Origin of the sequence: Janthinobacterium algoris (assembly GCF_051380935.1) — a bacterium.
Classification (GTDB): domain Bacteria; phylum Pseudomonadota; class Gammaproteobacteria; order Burkholderiales; family Burkholderiaceae_D; genus Janthinobacterium.
The window spans coordinates 321,538-340,118 of sequence record NZ_JBNYXZ010000005.1; the positions used below are offsets into that span (position 1 = coordinate 321,538).

The window sequence follows — 18,581 nt, forward strand, 5'->3', positions numbered from 1 at the left end:
ATTCCATTCTTAGTTTAAATTAATTCAATCAGCGGCGTGAATAATTGCCAGGAAATCCGCCGCCTTCAATGCCGCCCCACCGATCAGACCGCCATCGATATCCGGCATCGCCATCAATTCTTGTGCGTTCTCCGGCTTCATGCTGCCGCCGTACAGGATCTGCACGCCGGCCGCCGCTACCGCATTCTTTGCCGCCAGCTGGCCGCGCAATACCTGATGCACGTCCTGCGCCATTTGCGGCGTGGCCGTCTTGCCCGTGCCGATAGCCCAGACCGGCTCGTAGGCCAGCACCAGTTTCGCCACGTCGTCGGTGGAAATCGCCGCCAGCACGGCGCCCAGCTGCTGCGCCACCACCGCGTCGGTCTGACCCGCTTCGCGCTGCGCCAGCGTCTCGCCGATGCAAACGATAGGCGTGATGCCTGCCGCCAGCGCGGCAACCGTCTTGGCTGCCACCTGCGCATCACTCTCGCCGTGGTAGGCACGACGCTCGGAATGCCCGATCACCACATAGCTGCAGCCAAAATCCTGCAACATGGCGGTCGAAATTTCTCCCGTGTAGGCGCCACTGGCGTGCGCGGACACATCCTGCGCACCCCAGCCAAGAGCCGAGCCTGCCAATTGCGCTTGGCACTGCGCCAGATACGGCGTAGGCACACAAACAGCGCTGGCGGCGCCAGAGGCAGTCAGGCCAGCCACTATTTCAGACAATAACACCGCGTTCGAGGTGCGACTGCCGTTCATTTTCCAATTTCCGACGACGAGTTTGCGACGCATAGTAGCCTAAATTCTAATAACCCGTCATTCTAACTCCGGCACCGATGCCGGTCAAACAGGCAGTACCCCGTTTCAAACAACTTGCAACATGATCTTGCCCACATGCGTGCTCGCTTCCATCAAGGCATGTGCCTCGCTGGCTTTTTCCAATGGGAAAGTTTGATAGATCACGGGCTTGATCTTGCCCGCCTCGATCAGCGGCCAGACGGTCGTGCGCAGATGGTGCGCGATGGCCGCCTTGAAGGCCACGGGACGGGGGCGCAGGGTCGAGCCGCTGACGCTCAGGCGACGGCGCAGCACTTGGCCAAGGTCCAGCGTGGCCTTGCTGCCGCCCTGCACCGCGATCAGGCCGATGCGGCCATCGTCGGCCAGGCAATCAATTTCGCGCGGCAAGTAATCGCCGCCCACCATATCGAGGATGACGTCGACACCGCGGCCAGCGGTCAATTCCTTGACAACGGCCACGAAATCTTCCGTGCGGTAATTGATGCCCCGTTCGGCGCCCAGCGCTTCGCAGGCGCGCGCCTTCTCGTCGCTGCCCGCCGTGGCGAAGACGCGGTGGCCGAGCGCGGCCGCCAATTGAATGGCCGCCACGCCGATGCCGGAGGTGCCGCCCTGCACCAGCAAGGTTTCACCATCGGCCAGGGCGCAGCGGTCAAACACATTGCTCCAGACGGTAAAGAAGTTTTCCGGCAGGGACGCGCCCTCCAGCGGCGTCAAGCCTTGCGGCAAGGGCAGGCACTGGCCGACAGGCGCGGCGCAATACTCGGCATAGCCGCCGCCCTGCACCAGCGCGCAGACCAGGTCGCCTTTTTTGAATTCGGTGTTGCTAAAGTCGCCATCGACAACTTCGCCCGCCACTTCCAGGCCGGGCAAGTCCGACGCGCCGGCTGGCGGCGCGTATTTGCCCAGACGCTGCAACACGTCAGGGCGGTTGATGCCGGCCGCGTGCACCTTGATCAGCAGTTCGCCCGCCGTATATTGCGGCATGGGACGTTCGGCGATCTGCAAAACGTCGGCGGGACCTGGCTGGCTGATGGCAACTGCACGCATGGCGGGACTCTTTCAAGGGAAAACGGCGATTGTACGCCAAGCCGCCGCCCCTTGCTGAGGGCCTCCCCCTAAGCGCCGCCCGTCTTCGACTGGCGCGGCAAGGGCATGCCCGGCTTCCATTTCGACGACAGGGCCTGCCCTTCTTCGACCTGCTCATGCGTCATCTTGCGCACCACGGCGGCGCGCTGGTCGGCCGCATTCGCGTTGCCATTGGCTGCCGCCAGGTTCCACAGCATGTAGGCGATAACGTTGTCCTGCGGCACGCCGCCCATGTGGTAGCGGTACATCAGCCCCAGCACCTGCTGCGCCTCTGCATGGTTCTGCTCGGCCGCCTTGCGGAACCAGCCGACGGCCTGCTTGTGGTCTTGCAGCACGGCGTTGCCCGTGTAATACATGGCGCCCACCACATACTGGGCATCGGCCTTGCCCTGCTCGGCCGCCTTGCGGTGCCAGAACATGGCTTGCTTGTAATCCTGCGGCAAGCCGCGCCCCATGTAATACATCAAACCCAGCAAATGCTGGGCATCGGCATTGCCGGTCTTGGCAAGGGGCAGTATTTCCTTGTAAGCCAGCGCGTAATTCTTGTTGTTGTAGGCGCTGGCGCCTTCGACGAAGCCAGCCCGCGCGGGTAGCTGTATCGTCAACAGCATGAGTAATGTAATGATCAGTTTTTTCATCGGAATGGGATGTGGTCTGACTACTTATTCTTGTCCTGCCGAAGGCTTGCGGCAGGATGCTTTTATTTCCAGCTTACTTTGCCCAGGCCCTCGACGCTGACATCGCGGTTGGCCGGCTTGCCGTACACCACCACCGAACCGAGTCCGCTCAGGTTCAACTTGGCATTCGTATGGGCATTCACCGTGGCATTGCCGAGGCCGCTCAATTCCAGGTTGACGGCGTCCGCTTCGAATTGCTGCGCATTCAGGCTGCCCAGGCCGCCCAGGCTGGCTTTCAGGATGCGCCCGCGGCCGCCCAGCACCACCGAGCCGGCGCCCTGCAAGTCCAGTTCCGCGCGCTCATTGTTGCCGATCCAGAGCTGCATGCTGCCCACGCCGCCCAGGCTGGCATTGAGCTTGCGGTAGTCGCCCACCAGCTTGATGCTGCCCGCCCCTTCCAGCGACAGGGTCAGCTCCTCGCCCTTGAAACCCGTGATATCCGTGCTGCCAAAGCCTTCCGAGCTCAGTTCGCGTAAGTTCGGCAAGACCAGGTCGGCGCGTATCGACGAGGGGCCGAGCTTGAAGCCGCGCACTTCCGTTTCGATGTGCAGGGTATCGCCGCTTTGCGCCGTGCTGACATCGGCGATGTAGCGCTTGTCGGCCGTGATGCTCAGCGAAGGCACATTGCCCTGGCGAATGCGCACTTCCATCACGCCATCGAGCTTGACGCGCACCACGCGGGCGTCGATGTTGCGCATTTCCAGCAAACGGGTCTCGGCGGCCGCGCCGCGCACCAGGCCCAGTGTCGCCAGGAACAACAGCGCCAGTTGCAGTGTCTTTTTCATGTAGTGCATCCTCGGTATCTTGTTTTTATCTGCCTGCTCGCCCGCCAAGGGCGCCTGCATTGCTCGCGCAGCACCACTGTAGCAGCGCCGAAAATTGCTGACAATTAATTATGCAAAACGGGCTTTTTCGGCGGCGCTCAGGCGCTTGGCCTTGACCACCACCACTTGCATGGCAGCCTTGTTCGCTGGCGCGGCCACAGTGGCCGTGGAACTGGCCACTTGCAGGGCCGGAGCGGCCGGGGCGATGGCGTAGCAGCTGGCGCTGAGCAGGATGGCGGCGGCAACGGCAATGATTTCCATGTTTTTAGCGACGTTCATGTTGTTCTCCTCGGGTGTCTGGCAGTGGGCTTGCGGTATGGTGTCACTATAGCCATACCGCCCCCGGCAGACACGCCGATTGCGACGAACTGCGCTTTTGGCAGGCTGGCCTGACAAAAACGCGGATGAACGTGCCGAATAAGCGTCGCGGGTAAACGTCGCTTGATTGCTGCGCGCTTAAAACTCTTCCCACTCGTCGGCGCCGGACTTGGCCGCCTTGGCCGCCTTGACCGGCTTGGCCGGCGACAGTGCGCGGGCCGGCACGCGCGGCGCCGGTGCGGCCGGCCTGGCCTTGAGGCGCGTCACGGGCGCGGGCGCGGCGGCAGGACCGGCCTCACCGAGGCGGAACATGCCGACCGCCTGCGCCAGGTCCACCGCCTGCTCCTGCAGGCTTTCCGCAGCGGCCGCAGCCTGCTCGACGAGGGCCGCGTTTTGCTGCGTCATGGTGTCCATGTGCGTGACGGCCGTATTGATTTCGCCGATGCCGGCGCTCTGTTCGCGGCTGGCCACCGTGATCTCGCTCATGATGGTCGTCAATTGCTGCACCGAGGCCACCACCTGATCCATGGTCTGGCCCGCTTCATCGACGAGGCGACCGCCTGCATCCACCTTCTCCACCGAATCGCCAATCAATGCCTTGATTTCCTTCGCCGCGCCAGCCGACCGTTGCGCCAGGTTGCGCACTTCGGACGCCACCACGGCAAAGCCCCTGCCCTGCTCGCCCGCGCGCGCCGCCTCGACGGCGGCGTTCAGCGCCAGGATATTCGTCTGGAAGGCGATGCCGTCGATCACGCCGATGATATCGACGATCTTGCGCGAGCTTTCCTGAATGCCGGCCATGGTGCCCACCACTTGCTGCACCACGCGGCCGCCCTTGGCCGCCACTTCCGAGGCGGACATGGCCAGCTCGTTGGCCGCATGTGCGTTTTCCGCATTCTGCTTGACGGTCGAAGTCAGCTCATCCATCGAACTGGCTGTTTCTTCCAGCGCGCCCGCCTGCGCTTCCGTGCGTGACGACAGGTCGGCATTGCCGGCGGCAATGTCCGCCGACTCGCTGCGCACCAGGGTGCTGATACTGCGGATCTGCACCAGCACGGTGGCGATCTTTTCGACGAACAAATTGAAGGCCTTGGCGATCTGCGCCAGTTCGTCCGTGCCATCCGCGTCGAGGCGGCTGGTCAGGTCGCCATCGCCCGTGGCGATCGCTTCCATCGCATCGCGCACCACACCCAGGCGGCGCAGGGCACGCGCCACCAGCGCGCTCAGTACCGTGGCGGCCAGGGCCAGTACCAGCAAGGCCGTCAGGGCCGAGGCGCGCAGCATGGAGCTCAGGGCTTGCGTGGATTCTGCACGGTCGAGCACGGTAGCCAGCAGCCAGTCGCTGCCCGGCACCTTACTCACATGCAAGATACCATCGCGCTCGCCGAGGCGAATGGCGGCACCATCGCCGCTCTTTTCAATATTGCCCAGCGCCTGCGCGCTCAAGCCCGGGTCGAGCTCGGCCAGCGGTTTCAGGGTCAGCTTGCCGTCCGGGTGGGCGATGATCTTGCCGCCGCCATCGACGAGGAAGGCGTAGCTGGACGCCGTTGGCTTGATCGAGGCGACATTTTGCACCACCGCATCCATCATCACGTCGGCCGCCATCACGCCCGTCACGCTGCCCTTGCCGCCCAGCGGCTCGGCAAACGTCACCACCAGCTTGCCCGTGCTGGCGCCGATATACGGTGCCGTGATGATGGGGCCGCCCGTTTCCGACGCCAGCTTGTACCAGGGCCGCGCCGTGGGGTCGTAGTCGGCGGCGCGCTTGCGCTCTTGCGAAAAGACGGCGTGCTTGTCGGCAAAGCCGATATACGCCATGTCAAACGTGCCCGCTTGCTCGGCGGCCTTCAGGGCCGGCAGCGGATCGGCCGCCGTGGCGCCCTGCTTGAGCGAAGCCACCACGGCTTGCTTGGAACGCAGCCATTCGGCGATGGCCTGCGCGTGGCTGTGCGATAACTGCAGCATTTGCGTGTCGAGCGCGGCCAGGGTGCTTGAGCGCGTAGTGTAGAAATTGGCAATGGCGACGGCCAGCATGGCCAGCACGACGATGGAAACAGCGATGGCGATCAGCCGCGCCTTAAGGGAGGACAACATGGTGCATCCAATAAAAAAGAGAAAATCGGGAGGGATGCGCCATGGTCAGGGAATAAGATTTTGTCGTCAAGCAATACCGACTATCAATTACCCATAAACAACAATTGATACCTTATGTTAACTACCTAATAACTATATAGTAACTACGTCTCGCCGCGCAGTTTGCGCAAGGCCGGCGATTCGCCGCCCGTGGCCTCGATGCGGAAACGGGCAAACGTCTGCTCCAGTTCGGGGTAACGGCGCAGACCGCCTTCGTTAAAATAGCGCGCCCCGGGGATCTCACCCCAGGCCAGCGGCGCGCTCACGGCGCCAGCGGCCACCTGCGCCAGCAGCGGCGCCAGCGCGCTACGCAGGTCGGCCACCTCCCCGTCGGCCGGCGTCAGGCGCGCCAGCAACTGTTCCAGTTCGGTAGCAAGGGCTTGCAAGCGCTGCTGGTCCATCATCTCTCCTCAGTTTTTGATCGTGCCGATCAGCACAGGGACTGACCACAAGTTTCGGTTGGGTAGCAAATACTGTTGCGCCCCGCCCTTGCGCCGCACCAAGCCGCCCAGCTCCTGCGTGGGCGCCACCTGGCTGACAAACACCTTGACGGTGCCCTTGGGCATGATCTGATACACATCATACAGCGGCGCCTCACTCTTCAGGGGCAAGCCGAAGCAGTCAGCCAGGCTGGCACACTGGCCCGAGGCCAGCTGCAATTGCGCGCTGGTGGTGAAATACGGCGAATACGGCGACACATTCTGGCCATGCGGCACGATCTTCACCAGCGCGGCCGACATGGCTTGCAAGTCCGGCAAGGTACTGCCGGAAGCCAGCTGCTCGACCGCCCGCGCATAGATGGTGTCGGCCGGGGCGGCGGGATCGGCGGCGCGCAGTTCGCGCAGGAACTGCTGCCCTGGTTCGCTATCGAGATAGGGATCGATCGCTTCCCGCTGCAAGCCCGCTGTCTTGAAGGTGCTGAGGTCATGGATTTCGCGCGCATGCACGGCGCGCAAGGCGTCGATATCCTGCGCCGGCATGGCCGTGGACGCGGCGGCGATGGGAATCGGCAGCGGCACCGGCGTGGGCGCGCTGTCCAGCTGTGCCCGGACGCCGGGCACGACGGCAAGCAAAAAGGCGGCGGCCAGCCCGCAGAATGTGCGCATGCTGCATCTCCTTGGAAGACTCGTTCAGGGGAAGATCCCATGCCGAATCTACAGAGAGCGACAGCGGTCGATACGCGCTACATCAAGGCCGGCGCAGACAGGCGGACAAGGCGGCATCGACCTTCGATACAGCGCAAACAAGACGTAAAAAACCGCCAGGCTTGCGCGCTGGCGGTTTTGAGCATGCGGCCGAGGCCGCACTCAGGCGAACTTAAACGAACTTAAGCGGCTGGCGCTTCGTTGCCTTCAGCAGCTTTCATCGACAGCTTCAGACGGCCGCGGTCGTCCGTTTCCAGCACTTTAACGCGCACCAGCTGGCCTTCTTTCAGGTAATCGGCCACGGCGTTGACGCGCTCGTTGGCGATCTGGCTGATGTGCAGCAAGCCGTCCTTGCCTGGCATGACTTGCACGATGGCGCCGAAGTCCAGCAGTTTCAGCACGGTGCCTTCGTAGGTCTTGCCCACTTCGACCGAAGCGGTCAGTTCTTCGATGCGGCGCTTGGCTTCCTGGCCGGCTTGCGCGTCGACGGAAGCGATGGTGACCACGCCTTCGTCGCTGATGTCGATCTGGGTGCCCGTCTCTTCGGTCAGCGCACGAATCACGGCGCCGCCCTTGCCGATCACGTCACGGATTTTTTCCGGGTTGATCTTGATGGTGATCAGACGCGGTGCGAAATCGGACAGTTCGGTTTTGACGTGCGGCATGGCTTTTTGCATTTCGCCCAGGATGTGCTCGCGGCCTTCCTTGGCTTGCGCCAGTGCCACTTGCATGATTTCCTTGGTGATGCCCATGATCTTGATGTCCATCTGCAGCGCTGTGATACCGTTGCGGGTACCGGCTACCTTGAAGTCCATGTCGCCCAGGTGATCTTCGTCGCCCAGGATGTCGGACAACACGGCAAACTTGCCGCCTTCCTTGATCAGGCCCATGGCGATACCGGCCACGTGTTCTTTCATCGGCACGCCGGCGTCCATCAGTGCCAGGCAGCCGCCGCAGACCGATGCCATCGACGAGGAACCGTTCGATTCCGTGATTTCCGATACCAGGCGCACCGAGTAGCTGAACTCTTCAGCTGCTGGCAGGGCGGCGATCAGCGCGCGCTTGGCCAGGCGGCCGTGACCGATTTCGCGGCGCTTAGGCGTACCGACACGGCCCGTTTCGCCGGTGGCGAACGGAGGCATGTTGTAATGCAGCATGAACGAATCGGTGAACTCGCCCATCAGTGCATCGATCTTCTGGCTGTCGCGGGCGGTGCCCAGGGTGGCGACGACAAGCGCTTGCGTTTCGCCGCGCGTGAACAGGGCCGAACCGTGGGTGCGTGGCAACACGCTGGTGCGGATCGAGATCGGACGCACGGTGCGCGTGTCGCGGCCGTCGATGCGTGGCTCACCGTCCAGGATTTGCGTACGCACGATTTTCGCTTCGATGTCGAACAGGATGTTGTTGACTTCGGCGCTGTCGATGGACGCGCCGCCGGCAGCAGCCGCTTCGGCCGACAGGTCGGCGATCACTTCCGACGTCGCTGCTTTCAGCTTGGCCGTACGCTCTTGCTTGTCCTTGGTTTGATACGCATCATTGATCTTGGCGTTGGCGAAATGCGCGACGCGGGCGATCAGTGCTTCGTTTTTCGGCGCAGGCGCCCATTCCACTTCCGGCTTGCCGCCGTCACGCACCAGGTCGTGAATCGCGTCGATGACGACTTTCATCTGGTCGTGGCCGAAGACCACGGCGCCCAGCATGATTTCTTCGGACAGTTGTTTCGCTTCCGATTCGACCATCAGCACGGCCGTTTCGGTACCGGCGACCACCAGGTCCATTTCCGACGTTTTCAGTTGCTGAACGGTTGGATTCAGGATGTACTGGCCGTTGGCGTAACCGACGCGCGCGGCGCCGATCGGGCCGCTGAAAGGCACGCCCGATACGCACAGGGCAGCCGATGCACCGATCATGGCGGCGATGTCCGGATCGATTTCCGGGTTGACCGACAGCACGTGAATGATGACTTGCACTTCATTCAGGTAGCCTTCCGGGAACAGCGGACGGATAGGACGGTCGATCAGACGGGATGTCAGTGTTTCTTTTTCGGAAGGACGGCCTTCGCGCTTGAAAAAACCGCCCGGGATTTTACCGGCAGCATAGGTTTTTTCAACATAATCAACCGTCAAAGGGAAGAAATCCTGGCCTGGCTTGGCATCTTTGCGTGCCACCACCGTTGCCAGAACGACGGTATCTTCGATCGACACCAGCACTGCGCCGGATGCCTGACGTGCGATTTCGCCGGTTTCCAGGGTCACTTGATGTTGACCGTACTGGAAGGTTTTCGTAACTTTGTTAAACATGGGGTATCCCTTTTCTAATTGCCGACAGATTTTCAGGGGCTGTCGTTCACCTCACCACAGGCGGTGGAAAAACCGTTGCCGCCTTTACTACCTTACTTTTAAAACATGATATCGGTAAGAGAATACTGTACTTCCCGACATAAATCCGGAATTCAAATGACAAAATGCCCGCGTCAGCGAACTGGCGCAGGCATTTCTGTATAAACCTTGTACGGCAAAAATTACTTGCGCAGACCAAGTTTAGCGATCAGGTCGCGATAACGGGTAGCGTCTTTAGCCTTCAGGTAGGACAACAGGCTCTTACGACGGTTGACCATCATGATCAGGCCGCGGCGGGAGTGGTGATCTTTCGAGTGGGCTTTGAAGTGGCCGTTCAGTTCGTTGATGCGAGCTGTCAGCAGTGCAACTTGCACTTCAGGGGAGCCGGTGTCGTTTTGACCACGTGCGTTGTCCGCGATGATAGCGGCTTTGTTGATGTTTTCTACTGTCATGATAAACCTTTCACATGCGGTGCACAGAGTCTGAACCCTATCCACCGTGAACTACGATTATTAAAATACCGGTCTATGCTTCCAACCAGACGCGCAAGTATATCGGAAAAAAGCCCGCCTGTATCCTGTCGTGCGGGCTTTTCTCGGCGCATGATAGGTTTTTCCTGCATTTCAGGAGGTCAAACATGAAAAAACTGCTCAATTTGGCAACACCGCTGCTGTTTGCCGCGCTGGCCGGCTGCGCCAGCTGGAACGTCCCGCCGCCCCAGCCGGGCGAGCCGCGCGCCGCCGTGGAAGCGCGCCTGGGCCGGCCGACGGCCATCTACTCACTGCCCACGGGCCCGGAACTGGAATACGCCACGGGGCCGTACGGCCAGTACACGTATATGGCCCGCTTCGGCCCCGACGACAAGTTAATTTCCTACGAGCAAGTACTCGACACGCCAGGCTTTGCCCGCATCAAGGTGGGCGTGTCGACTCAGCAAGACGTGTTGCACACCCTGGGTCGCCCGACGGAAAAATCGTATCTGGCGCTACCCAAGCTCTACGTCTGGTCTTACCGCTACAAGGAATCGGGCGTCTGGGATTCCATGATGCACGTGCACTTCGACCACGACGGCATCGTGCGCATGATGATGAACGGCCCCGATCCGGCCAAGGAAGAGCGGCGCTTTTTCTGGTAAAACATTACCGGTGTAACGACGCCTGATAAAACCGTAGCGAGTGGCAGTGATTTGTGGCCGAGAAGCGCAGCCGTGCTAGAGCACGGTGAGCATCGCCGGCCGCAAAGCGCGACGCGCAGTAGGTTTAATCAGGCATCCTTTACTACGGCTGCGGGTTGATACGCTCATCCTTGGCGTGCAGTTTATTGAGGGCCGACAAATACGCCTTGGCCGACGCGACGATGATGTCAGAATCAAAGCCCACGCCATTGACGATGCGCCCGTCGCGCGACAAACGCATCGTGACTTCGCCCTGCGACTGCGTGCCCGTGCTGATGGCATTGACGGAGAACAAGACCAGCTCTGCGCCGCTGGCGGCCGCGCTTTCGATGGCGTTGACGGTGGCGTCGACGGGGCCGTCGCCCTGCCCTTCGCAGCTGCGTTGCACGCCGCCGACGAGAAATTCCACGCGCGCATGGGGCACGGCACCCGTCGTCGATTGCTGCGTCAGCGCAATAAAACGGTAGTGTTCACTCTCCTGCGCCTGCTGTTCCTCGCTGACGAGGGCCATGATATCTTCATCGAAAATCTCGGATTTCCGGTCCGCCAGCTCCTTGAAGCGCAGGAAGGCCGCGTTGACTTCCGCCTCCGATGCCAGCGCGATGCCCAATTCGTGCAGCCGCTGCTTGAAGGCATTGCGGCCCGACAGCTTGCCCAACACGATCTTGTTGGCCGTCCAGCCCACGTCTTCGGCGCGCATGATTTCATACGTCTCGCGCGCTTTCAAGATGCCATCCTGGTGGATGCCGGACGCGTGCGCAAAGGCGTTCGCGCCCACGACGGCCTTGTTCGGCTGCACGGCAAAGCCCGTAATTTGCGACACCATTTTCGAGGTCGCCACGATTTGCGTGGTGTCGATGCCCACCGTCAAGTTGTAATAGGCGGCGCGCGTGCGCAGCGCCATCACCACTTCTTCCAGCGCCGTGTTGCCGGCCCGCTCTCCAAGGCCGTTGATGGTGCACTCGATCTGGCGCGCGCCGCCAATCATGACGCCGGCCAGCGAATTGGCGACAGCCAGGCCCAGGTCGTTATGACAATGCACAGACCAGATGGCTTTATCTGAATTCGGTATGCGTTCGCGCAAACGCTTGATGGTATTGCCAAAGATTTCAGGCACGGCATAACCGACCGTATCGGGGAAATTGATGGTGGTGGCGCCTTCGGCGATCACGGCTTCCAGCACGCGGCACAAAAAATCCTCGTCGGAGCGGCTGCCGTCTTCGGGGCTGAATTCGATGTCGTCCGTGAACTGGCGCGCGTAGCGCACGGCGTTTTGCGCCTGCAGCAAGACTTGCTCTGGCGTCATGCGCAGCTTCATCTGCATGTGCAGGGGCGAAGTGGCAATAAAAGTATGGATGCGCTTGCGCTCAGCCGGTTGCAGGGCTTCGGCGGCGCGGGCGATGTCGCGGTCGTTGGCGCGCGACAGCGAGCAGATGGTGGACTCGCGCACGGCGCCCGCAATCGCCCGTATCGACTCGAAGTCGCCCTGCGAGGCGGCGGCGAAGCCCGCTTCGATCACGTCGACCTTCATGCGCTCGAGCTGCTTGGCGATGCGTAGCTTTTCCTCGCGCGTCATGGAGGCGCCCGGCGATTGCTCGCCGTCGCGCAAGGTGGTGTCAAAAATGATGAGTCGGTTGCTGGTGTTCATGGCTGCTCCTGGCTGGCTGAAGACTGGCGACGCTACCGACTCAGCGCATCAATGCTCGGGGTCGGTCTGGATGATGCTGACGGGCTTGCCCTTCGCCATGCGCCAGAAAAACACGGCGTAGCCGGACAGGCCATAGGCGACGAAAATCGGGAACAGCACTTTCGGCGGGTCGATGGAAATGAGCGCGAAGAACAATGCCAGCAGGAATACCACGATGAAGGGCACGGACTTGCGGAAATTCACATCCTTGAAACTGTAAAACGGCACATTCGTGACCATGGTGAGGCCGGCGAACAGGGCAATCGTCCACGAGACCCAGGCCAGTTGGTTGCCGGCAAACTCCAGGTCATTCATCAGCAGAATGAAGCCGGCCACCATGGCCGCTGCCGCCGGGCTGGGCAAGCCCTGGAAGAAGCGCTTGTCGACGACCTGGATATTTGTGTTGAAGCGGGCCAGGCGCAGGGCGGCGCCTGCGCAATACACGAAGGCCGCCAGCCAGCCCAGCTTACCCATGCCGCGCAGCGACCATTCATAGATCACCAGCGCCGGCGCGGCGCCAAACGACACCATGTCGGACAGGCTGTCGTACTGGGCGCCGAATTCGCTCTGCGTATTCGTCAGGCGCGCGATGCGGCCGTCGAGGCCATCGAGGATCATGGCGATGAAGATGGCCCAGGCCGCGTGTTCGAATTTCTGGTTCATGGCCATGACGATGGCGTAGAAGCCGCAAAACAGGGCTGCCGTCGTGAAGGCATTCGGCAACAGATAGATGCCGCGGCGGCGCAAGGTTTTCTTGCCAGTACCATCGTTTACCGGCTGGCGCACGAATTTGCTGAAGCGGGAAGCTTTGGAGACTGCGGGGTTGCCGTTCTTGCCTCTACGACGGGGGAAGTTTGCCATGTTGTTCCATATCTTGTGTACTGCCGGGGATTCGGCGCCAGATGACGGGCGCACGGCCATTACACCATGCGCGCGCCGATCCTGCCATTATAGAGGAGCCACCGCCAAAGAAAAGCGCGGCAGCATCAAGCTGACAATATTGCCGCCCATTCAAGCTTTATTTGAAGCGTATTTTCGCCACCAGGCCCATATTCAGGGTCGTTTCGCCCGCCTCAAAGCTCGGTTCGGCTACCTGGTTGCCGCCATAGCCCACGGAGTCCGCGCTCATGGCGCGCGCACCTGCCATGTTGGCGCGCTGCGCGTAGTTGCCCGAACCTTCGAAATCGATGGTATCGATCACGGCGTCATTGACATTGCGGCCCATGGCGCCGGCGATGGCGGCCACGCGCTCGTTGAGGTTCTTGTAAGCGGCGGCGATGCGCTGATCGTCGAGCTTGCGGATGGTGGCGGGCGCCAGGCCAAAATTCAAACGGTTCAGGGTCAGCACGCCTTGCGCCGCAGACACTGTCTTCGGCAAGGCGGTCAGATTCGTCGTCGTCACCTGCAAGTACTGGCCCACGCGCCAGCCGGTCGGCACACGCGGCTTGGCGACGGTGCCTGGCGGCAAGGGCGCCGTTTCCGGGTACACGGCATACGTGTAGTAGCCCTGGGTCTTCAGCACGGCTTGCGGATCGGCTTTCTTGACGATGGCCGCGCCCTGGTTCATCTTCTGGTTGACGCGCGAGGCGGCAGCGGCCTTGTCCTTGTCCTGCTCTTCGATGGCCAGGGTGACGGTCACCTGGTCGTTCGCATGCACCACTTCGCCATTCGCGGGCACCACCACGAGGGTGCCGGAGGTAGGCAAGGTTTGGGCTTGTGCGCTCAGGGCAACGGTAGCGACAGTAACAACAACGGCGGCAGCCAGCATCGATTTCATGACGGTCATGGTGTTCTCCTGGAAAATAATGGGGCAAAAACGACCATGGGGCCAACAGCCCCATGATTTTTTAAAACATGCTAACGCGGAAATATTTCCACGCTGGCGCGCTGACTTCAGCTTACTTGAACTTGACCTTGCCGACGACACGCATGTCGAGGGTGGTTTCGCCCGGCTCGAAGCTCGGCTCGGCAACGGCGCTGTCTTCGGCCATCTTGGCGCTGCGCATCATCATCGGTGCGGCGGCAGGACGGCTTTCGGTGGCGTAGTTGCCCGAACCTTCGAAGTCCACCGTATCGAGCACGGCGTCGGAGACGTTACGACCCATGGCCTTGGCGATGGCGGCCACGCGCTCATTGAGGTTTTTATACGTGGCAGCGATGCGCTGGTCGTCCAGCAGACGGATGGTTTCCGGTTTCAGACCGAAATTCAAGCCATTCAGGGTCAGCACGCCTTGCGCCGCCGACACGGTTTTTGGCAAGGACGCCAGATTGGCCGTCGTCACTTCCAGGTACTGGCCAACTCTCCAGGCCGTTGGCAAACGCGGCTTGGCGACAGCGCCCGCCGGCAGCGGACGCTCTTCCGGATAGACGGGATAAGTGTAATAGCCATACGATTTGAGTGCCGCCGACGGATCGGCCTGCTTGACGATGGCGATGCCCTTATTCATCTTCTGGTTCACGCGCGACGCGGCGGCAGCCTTGTCCTTGTCCTGCTCTTCCACGGCCAGGGTAGCGACCACCTGGTCATTGACATGCTTGACTTCGCCAAATGCGGGTACGACCACCAGGGTGCCGTTGGTTGGCAAGGTTTGAGCTTGTGCGTGGGCTTGCGCGCTCAGGGCAACGGTGGCTGCGGCGGCAACAAGCAGGGATTTCATCACGGTCATGGGGTACTCCTAGGTAGTTAATGTGGCTGACAGTCCGCGAAGGGGGGGGCACCCCGTTTCGCCTGAGAAACTTGTCAAACTGTGTAGATTCTAACGCCTCATTCATTCCTGTGGCGCAAATTAACAAATCGTCACAAAATGTGCTGACCAGTCACATCTGCTCACATCTCAACACACTGACATTAAAAATAACAATGTTATTAGTGACCTACCACCGCGCTGCCACTGCGCCGGCCCGGCTTGAAACTGTGGCGATGCGCGCGCCAGGCGATAGTCAATGCCACCAGCAGCAAGGCCAGCATGGCCAACGGGAAGGATGCCGCGCCATAGCCGTCGAGCAGCATGCCGCCCGCCAGGCCGCCGCCCGCGATGGCCACGTTCCAGATGGTCGCCACCATCGCTTGCGCCACATCCATGCCGTCGCCGGCCGCGTCCGCCGACGCCGTCTGCAGCAAGGTGCCCGCGCCGCCGAAGGTGATGCCCCAGATGGCCATGCTGACATAGATGACGGCCGGCGAGTCCATCGCCAGTCCCAGCGCCACCACCACCAGAGCAAAGGCGGCGATGCAGCCCAGCACGAGCGGGCGCAGCCAGCGGTCGATCAGTTGGCTGACCAGCCAGATGCCGGCCAGCGAACCCACGCCATACACAAGCAGCACCAGGTCGACGCGGGGACGCAAGCCGGACGGCGCCAGGAACGGTGCGATATACGTATATAAAATGTTATGCGCCAGCATCCAGGCGACGATAACAAACAGAATCGGCCGCACGCCCGGCGTCACGAACACCTGACGGATCGACAGGCGTTCGCCATTCTTTTGCCCTGGATAATCGGGCACGACCACCAACACCCACGCGACCAGCACCACGGCCAGGCCGGACATGATGCCGAAGATGCTGCGCCAGCCCAGCACGCCGCCCATCAGGGTGCCCAACGGCACGCCCAGCGACAGGGCCAGCGGCGTGCCGATCATGGCAATGGCCATCGCCCTGCCCTGCTGCTCGGCGCTCACCATGCGGCGCGCGTAGCCAGCCATCAAGCCCCAGGCCAGCCCGGCAGCCATGCCCGTCACGAAGCGCGAGACGAGGGCGACGATGTAGTTGGGCGCCAGGGCCGTCGCCGTATTGAAGATCAAGAAGCCGATGATGGCCAGCAGCAATACATTGCGCCGGCGCCAGGTGCTGGTGAGCGCCGTCAGGGGAATCGCCGTCAATATGGAGCCGATGGCGTACATGGTCACCAGCTGGCCCGTCATGACTTCGGAAATATTAAGGTCCCGGGCGATCTGCGGCAGCAAACCGGCCGGCAAGGTTTCCGACAGGAGGGCAAGAAACGCCGTCATGGCCAGGGCCAGCAAGGCCAGGATGGGAATGGAAGAGTCAACAGCAGCCTGTGAGGGCGCCGTGGCGGTGATACGGTCAGTCATGGGGGTCCTTCTGCTTGCGCAAGCGGCTAAGAAGCTAGCGCCTGGCGTGCTACGAAAGCGGTGATGCGCGTTGCGGTCGGCAGATACCGAAACAGATGCAGTCCATAGGAAACTGCAAAGGAAGGGCGGGATTATATAGGAGGCGGGCGAAAAACGTGCGCGCAAGAAAAAAGCCAGGTTCCTCGTGCAGACCTGGCTTGCAGTCCAGCCCATTCATGGGCGAAGGCGACGCTCAGGCATCGTTCGCCGCGTTCAAGCTGCGGAAATAGGTATTGACGCTGGGACGAAAAAGAAAGAATAAAAAAATGGCAAACACCGCCAAGCCAGGCAGCAGCGCCGCTTTGTCCGGTACGCTGGCCAAACCTATGACGCCAGCGGCCACATTCCAGCCCACATACAGCAGCCGGCCCCAGTTGAGTCTCTTGAGCATGGCGACCGCTGCCACCACGTTGATGATGCCGCCGCAAAACATGGTGTAACGCAGCGATGTCGGCAACGCACCCTGCGCCAGCAACTCAAGCGCGGCAACCACGGAACCCCACAGCATGAGGAAGGTAATAATGCCGAGGGACATGGGACGGCGACGCAAGGCATTGACGGCATTCACGATACTGATCCTAAAAAATTCTGGGAGGCAATAATAACAAAAAGAAATATTTAAATATACGCATATTCCCGCCGTGATCGGCTCAGACGAAAAAAAAGCCGGCTTGCGCCGGCTTTGCTGTGCAACAGACTGCTTAGTTTTTCGACTGGTCAACCATCTTGTTCTTGGCGATCCAAGGCATCATGGCGCGCAGTTTCGCGCCCACTTCTTCGATCTGGTGCTCGGACGTCAAACGACGGCGCGAGATCAGGGTCGGTGCGCCTGCCTTGTTTTCCAGGATGAAGCTCTTCGCGTATTCGCCCGTCTGGATATCTTTCAGGCATTGACGCATCGCATCCTTGGTGGCCGAGGTCACGATTTTCGGGCCGGTCACGTATTCGCCGTATTCCGCGTTGTTCGAGATCGAGTAATTCATGTTGGCGATGCCGCCTTCATAGATCAGGTCGACGATCAGTTTCAGTTCGTGCAAGCACTCGAAGTACGCCATTTCTGGCGCGTAACCAGCTTCCGTCAGGGTTTCAAAGCCGGCCTTGATCAGTTCCACGGCGCCGCCGCACAGCACGGCCTGTTCGCCGAACAAGTCCGTTTCGGTTTCTTCGCGGAAGTTCGTTTCGATGATGCCGGCACGGCCGCCGCCGTTGGCCGACGCGTACGACAGGGCGATATCGCGGGCGATGCCCGATTTGTCCTGGTACACGGCGATCAGGTGGGGCACGCCGCCACCCTGGGTGTAGGTGGCGCGCACGGTGTGGCCCGGGGCTTTCGGCGCAACCATGATCACGTCCAGATCGGCACGTGGCACGACTTGGCCATAATGCACATTGAAGCCGTGGGCGAAGGCCAGCACGGCGCCTTGCTTGGCGAACGGGGCGATGTTTTCGTTGTAGACCTGGGCGATGTTTTCATCTGGCAGCAAGATCATGATGACGTCGGCCGCTTTCACGGCGTCGTTGACTTCCGCCACTTTCAAGCCGGCTTGCTCGACCTTGGTCCATGAAGCGCCGCCCTTGCGCAGGCCGACGGTGACGTTGACGCCCGAATCGTTCAGGTTTTGTGCGTGCGCGTGGCCTTGCGAACCGTAGCCGATGATGGCAACGTTTTTGCCTTTGATCAAGGAGAGGTCAGCGTCTTTGTCGTAAAAAACTTTCATGGTATTTCCTATAATTTGATGATGCGTTGTTGTTTTAAATGCGGCGCCAGGGCCGCGTAGTGCTGCTGTGTGCTTTTATACTTTGAGGATGCGTTCGCCGCGGCCAATGCCGGAACCACCGGTGCGGACGGTTTCCAGGATGGCAGCGCGGTCGATCGAATCGATGAACGCGTCGAGCTTGACCTTGTTGCCGGTCAGTTCGATCGTGTACGTCTTTTCGGTGACATCGATGATGCGGCCACGGAAGATATCGGCGGTGCGCTTCATTTCTTCGCGCTCCTTGCCCACGGCACGAACCTTGATCAGCATCAACTCGCGTTCGATATGCTGGCCTTCGGTCAGGTCCACCACTTTCACCACTTCGATGAGGCGGTTCAAGTGCTTGGTGATTTGCTCGATGATGTCGTCCGAGCCGCTGGTGACGATGGTCATGCGCGACAGGGTAGAGTCTTCCGTCGGCGCCACCGTCAAGGTTTCGATGTTGTAGCCGCGTGCAGAGAACAGGCCCACCACGCGCGACAGGGCGCCCGCTTCGTTTTCCAGCAAGACAGAAATAATATGGCGCATG

Annotated in this window: 19 protein-coding genes; 1 reads left to right on the top strand and 18 read right to left on the bottom strand. The window is 61.1% G+C overall.

Features of this window, described 5'->3' with window-relative positions; genetic code table 11:
- Positions 1 to 24: 24 nt before the first annotated feature.
- From tpiA to rpsO, 10 genes are all read right to left on the bottom strand, one after another.
- Positions 25 to 774 (bottom strand): triose-phosphate isomerase, encoded by a 750-nt coding sequence (gene tpiA / locus ACQ4W7_RS10240; RefSeq protein WP_436530208.1) that lies wholly within the window; start codon positions 772 to 774, stop codon positions 25 to 27.
- 72 nt (positions 775 to 846) lie between these two features.
- Positions 847 to 1,827 carry an NAD(P)H-quinone oxidoreductase gene (locus ACQ4W7_RS10245; protein ID WP_436530210.1) on the bottom strand — a complete coding sequence of 327 codons (981 nt, stop codon included), beginning with the start codon at positions 1,825 to 1,827 and terminating at the stop codon, positions 847 to 849.
- Between the two features lie 68 nt (positions 1,828 to 1,895).
- Positions 1,896 to 2,504, bottom strand: coding sequence for a tetratricopeptide repeat protein (locus ACQ4W7_RS10250; protein ID WP_436530212.1), 609 nt, complete (start codon positions 2,502 to 2,504; stop codon positions 1,896 to 1,898).
- A gap of 62 nt (positions 2,505 to 2,566) precedes the next feature.
- Positions 2,567 to 3,328 (bottom strand): GIN domain-containing protein, encoded by a 762-nt coding sequence (locus tag ACQ4W7_RS10255; RefSeq protein WP_436530214.1) that lies wholly within the window; start codon positions 3,326 to 3,328, stop codon positions 2,567 to 2,569.
- Positions 3,329 to 3,436: 108 nt separating this feature from the next.
- On the bottom strand, positions 3,437 to 3,646 hold the full coding sequence (locus ACQ4W7_RS10260; protein ID WP_436530216.1) for a hypothetical protein: 210 nt from the start codon (positions 3,644 to 3,646) through the stop codon (positions 3,437 to 3,439).
- Between the two features lie 177 nt (positions 3,647 to 3,823).
- Complete coding sequence (locus tag ACQ4W7_RS10265) at positions 3,824 to 5,779, bottom strand: methyl-accepting chemotaxis protein (protein WP_436530218.1); 1,956 nt, start codon at positions 5,777 to 5,779, stop codon at positions 3,824 to 3,826.
- 143 nt (positions 5,780 to 5,922) lie between these two features.
- On the bottom strand, positions 5,923 to 6,222 hold the full coding sequence (locus ACQ4W7_RS10270) for a hypothetical protein (protein WP_436530220.1): 300 nt from the start codon (positions 6,220 to 6,222) through the stop codon (positions 5,923 to 5,925).
- A gap of 6 nt (positions 6,223 to 6,228) precedes the next feature.
- Positions 6,229 to 6,924, bottom strand: coding sequence for a hypothetical protein (locus ACQ4W7_RS10275; protein WP_436530222.1), 696 nt, complete (start codon positions 6,922 to 6,924; stop codon positions 6,229 to 6,231).
- Between the two features lie 221 nt (positions 6,925 to 7,145).
- Complete coding sequence (gene pnp / locus ACQ4W7_RS10280; RefSeq protein WP_436530224.1) at positions 7,146 to 9,263, bottom strand: polyribonucleotide nucleotidyltransferase; 2,118 nt, start codon at positions 9,261 to 9,263, stop codon at positions 7,146 to 7,148.
- A 221-nt stretch (positions 9,264 to 9,484) separates the two neighbouring features.
- On the bottom strand, positions 9,485 to 9,754 hold the full coding sequence (gene rpsO, locus ACQ4W7_RS10285; RefSeq protein ID WP_010399743.1) for a 30S ribosomal protein S15: 270 nt from the start codon (positions 9,752 to 9,754) through the stop codon (positions 9,485 to 9,487).
- A gap of 185 nt (positions 9,755 to 9,939) precedes the next feature.
- On the opposite strand from rpsO, the gene bamE reads away from it, so the two are divergent.
- Entirely contained in the window at positions 9,940 to 10,437 is a 498-nt protein-coding gene (gene bamE / locus ACQ4W7_RS10290) for an outer membrane protein assembly factor BamE domain-containing protein (protein ID WP_426070620.1), read from the top strand.
- A 142-nt stretch (positions 10,438 to 10,579) separates the two neighbouring features.
- On the opposite strand, the gene ACQ4W7_RS10295 is transcribed toward bamE, so the two are convergent.
- From ACQ4W7_RS10295 to ilvN, 8 genes are all read right to left on the bottom strand, one after another.
- Positions 10,580 to 12,124, bottom strand: a complete 1,545-nt coding sequence (locus tag ACQ4W7_RS10295; protein ID WP_436530226.1) for a 2-isopropylmalate synthase — start codon at positions 12,122 to 12,124, stop codon at positions 10,580 to 10,582.
- A gap of 48 nt (positions 12,125 to 12,172) precedes the next feature.
- Positions 12,173 to 13,024, bottom strand: a complete 852-nt coding sequence (gene pssA / locus ACQ4W7_RS10300) for a CDP-diacylglycerol--serine O-phosphatidyltransferase (RefSeq protein WP_426070622.1) — start codon at positions 13,022 to 13,024, stop codon at positions 12,173 to 12,175.
- A gap of 157 nt (positions 13,025 to 13,181) precedes the next feature.
- A complete protein-coding gene (locus tag ACQ4W7_RS10305; RefSeq protein WP_436530228.1) occupies positions 13,182 to 13,949 on the bottom strand; it encodes an SIMPL domain-containing protein in 768 nt (255 codons plus the stop codon).
- 112 nt (positions 13,950 to 14,061) lie between these two features.
- Positions 14,062 to 14,829 (bottom strand): SIMPL domain-containing protein, encoded by a 768-nt coding sequence (locus ACQ4W7_RS10310; protein WP_436530230.1) that lies wholly within the window; start codon positions 14,827 to 14,829, stop codon positions 14,062 to 14,064.
- A 200-nt stretch (positions 14,830 to 15,029) separates the two neighbouring features.
- Positions 15,030 to 16,256 (bottom strand): MFS transporter, encoded by a 1,227-nt coding sequence (locus ACQ4W7_RS10315; protein WP_436530232.1) that lies wholly within the window; start codon positions 16,254 to 16,256, stop codon positions 15,030 to 15,032.
- Positions 16,257 to 16,488: 232 nt separating this feature from the next.
- The gene (locus ACQ4W7_RS10320; RefSeq protein ID WP_436530234.1) at positions 16,489 to 17,016 is read right to left on the bottom strand and encodes a hypothetical protein; all 528 of its coding nucleotides are present in this window, start codon (positions 17,014 to 17,016) and stop codon (positions 16,489 to 16,491) included.
- Positions 16,997 to 18,013, bottom strand: a complete 1,017-nt coding sequence (gene ilvC, locus ACQ4W7_RS10325; RefSeq protein WP_426070627.1) for a ketol-acid reductoisomerase — start codon at positions 18,011 to 18,013, stop codon at positions 16,997 to 16,999. Before ilvC ends, ACQ4W7_RS10320 begins: the two co-directional genes overlap by 20 nt.
- A gap of 75 nt (positions 18,014 to 18,088) precedes the next feature.
- Complete coding sequence (ilvN, locus tag ACQ4W7_RS10330) at positions 18,089 to 18,580, bottom strand: acetolactate synthase small subunit (RefSeq protein WP_010399754.1); 492 nt, start codon at positions 18,578 to 18,580, stop codon at positions 18,089 to 18,091.
- Between the last annotated feature and the right edge of the window lies 1 nt (position 18,581).